The organism is Thiohalocapsa sp. (genome assembly GCF_019695415.1).
In the GTDB taxonomy this organism is placed as follows: domain Bacteria; phylum Pseudomonadota; class Gammaproteobacteria; order Chromatiales; family Chromatiaceae; genus Thiohalocapsa.
In genome coordinates this window covers 1-2,142 of record NZ_JAIFKJ010000346.1, presented here as the reverse complement: position 1 = coordinate 2,142, position 2,142 = coordinate 1, and the positions used below count along the sequence as shown (strand labels likewise).

The window sequence follows — 2,142 nt, the reverse complement described above, 5'->3', positions numbered from 1 at the left end:
CGCTGTGGGCCGCGCGTCCGGGGTGCAGGGGTGGCCCGGTGTGTTGTTCTGGCCGGGTGTCGGCTTGGCCGGCCCCTTGGGCGGGCGCGCGTTCGGTGCGGGGCGCTGGCCCCGGACCGGCGGGCCGCGGCGGGGCCGCAGGCCGCGATAGCAGCCGAGATCCATCAGCCGCTTGACGTTCATCGCCACGTCGCGGCGCAGATCGCCTTCGACCGTGTAGTCGCGGTCGATGATCTCGCGGATCGTGATGATCTCCGCATCCGCCAGCTCGTTCACGCGCCGTTCGGGCGGCACATTGGCCTTCTCGCAGATTTCCTTCGCGAAATACGGGCCAATGCCGTGGATGTAACGCAGCGCGACATCGACGCGCTTGTTGGTCGGGATGTTGACGCCGGCAATACGAGCCACGTTGCGCTCTCCTTAATCGCAAATCAGGCCCAGTGGGCCCCAAGTCTTCCTGTTTGTTCTGAGCAGAGACGAAATGCCGCCTGTCCGGGCCTGACGCGTCGCGCGCCCCGCAGGGCGTCGTGCGCAACGGCAACTGTCAATTCCTCGCGCGAGGTATCTACCGGAAAGACGAAGGCCCCGTCAAGTCACGGAGCCGATGACACTCAGGGATGTACGCAAAATGCGTGCCGATCTCAAGCCATCGCCTGTTCCAGCGCTTTCGTCACCTCCTCGATGGGTTGTTCGCCGTCAATGACGCGAACCTTGTCCTGCTTCCTGTAGTAGTCAATCAGCGGCTTGGTCTGCTCGTGATAGACATCGAGCCGGTTCCGCACCGTGTCCGGGTTGTCGTCCGGCCGGCGAATGAACTCGGTGCTGCCGCACTTGTCGCAAACCCCATCGGTCTCCGGCTGCTTGAACTTGTCGTGATAGCCCTCGCCGCAGTTGGCGCAGGTGTAGCGGCCGGCGATGCGCTCGACCAGCATGTCGTCGCTGACCTCGACCACCAGCACCCGATCGATGTTCCGGTCCCGTTTGTCCAGCATCTGATCGAGCACCTCGGCCTGATGGACGTTGCGCGGGAAGCCGTCGAGGATGAAGCCCTTGTCGCCCAGCTTCTCGATCTGGTCGGTGACGATCTCGACCACGAGGTCATCTGGCACCAGTTCGCCGGCCTCCATGAAGGACTTCGCCTTCTGGCCGATCTCCGTGCCCTCGCTCACCGCGGCGCGCAGCATGTCGCCAGAGGAGAGCTGCTTCATGTCGTGGCGCTCTTCGAGGATCTTGGCCTGCGTACCCTTCCCCGAGCCCGGCGGTCCGATCAGGATGATGTTCATCGCGTTCGCCTCGCTCCCCTCAGCTTGGACTTCTTGATGAGCCCTTCATACTGGTGCGCCAACAGATGGCTCTGCACCTGGGCGACCGTGTCCATGGTCACGCTGACCACAATCAGCAGCGATGTGCCGCCGAAGTAGAATGGCACAGCGAGTTCGGAGATCAGCAGTTCGGGCAGCAGGCACACAAGCGCCAGATAGCCCGCGCCGACCACGGTGATCCGCGTGAGCACATAGTCGATGTATTCCGCCGTGCGCTCGCCCGGCCGGATGCCGGGGATGAAGCCGCCATACTTCTTGAGGTTGTCCGCCGTCTCCTGCGGGTTGAACACCAGCGCGGTGTAGAAGAAGGCGAAGAACACGATGCCGCCGATATACAGCAGCAGATAGAGCGGCTGGCCACGGCCCAGCAGCGCCGTGATCTCGTTGAGCCAGTCCGGACCCTGCCCGGCCGAGAAATTCGCCAAGGTGATCGGCAGCAGCAGCAGCGAGGAGGCGAAAATCGGCGGGACGACGCCGGCGGTGTTCAGCCTCCGCGGCAGATGCGCGCCTTCGCCCTCGAACATCCGGTTGCCGAACTGGCGCTTGGGATACTGGAGCCGCAGCCGGCGCTGCGCGCGCTCCATGAAGACGACGCCCGCGATAACGGCGATCGCGCCGATCAGCACCGCAATGATGATCGGCGCGGCAAGCTGCCCGGTCCGACCGAGTTCGAAGAACTGCGCCATGGCCGAGGGCAGCTCGGCGCAGATGCCGAGATAGAGACACAGCGGGATTCCATGTCCGACACCCGCACGGGGGATCTGCAGCCCCAGCCAATACAGGACACAGGGGCCCCGGACCGCGGGGATCGAGGGGGGGG

3 protein-coding genes are annotated in these 2,142 nt (G+C 64.7%); all 3 read right to left on the bottom strand.

The features are described 5' to 3' along the window. Positions 1 to 408, bottom strand: a 408-nt coding sequence (gene rpsM / locus I6U14_RS09905; protein ID WP_296898909.1) for a 30S ribosomal protein S13, incomplete at its 3' end; no start/stop codon positions are given. Positions 409 to 641: 233 nt separating this feature from the next. After that, entirely contained in the window at positions 642 to 1,283 is a 642-nt protein-coding gene (locus I6U14_RS09900; protein ID WP_296898907.1) for an adenylate kinase, read from the bottom strand. Beyond that, positions 1,280 to 2,142 (bottom strand): preprotein translocase subunit SecY (locus tag I6U14_RS09895; protein ID WP_296898906.1); only part of this gene is annotated, 863 nt, incomplete at its 5' end. The genes I6U14_RS09895 and I6U14_RS09900, both read right to left, overlap by 4 nt.